Here is a 206-nt window from a genome sequence, read left to right on the forward strand (position 1 = left end):
ATTTCTTCTGCTTTTTTCAAAATTTGAGCATCTGGGCTTTGACCTAAAGGACAAACAGCAGTTACCGCTGGACCTAAAATCGCAGCAGCAATGAACAAAGAATGAGTAACATTATTACCATCTCCAATATACGCAAATTTAACTTAAGTTAAATCATCAAAATTTTGAGAAATAGTTAAAAAGTCTGCCATCACCTGACAAGGATG

General features: G+C 35.0%; 1 pseudogene. It reads right to left on the reverse strand.

Annotation, left to right across the window (positions count from 1 at the left end):
* Positions 1–206: pseudogene (locus V6256_RS16340) on the reverse strand (ornithine carbamoyltransferase); the annotation flags it as partial.

Source organism: Psychromonas aquatilis, assembly GCF_038155185.1.
In the GTDB taxonomy this organism is placed as follows: domain Bacteria; phylum Pseudomonadota; class Gammaproteobacteria; order Enterobacterales; family Psychromonadaceae; genus Psychromonas; species Psychromonas aquatilis.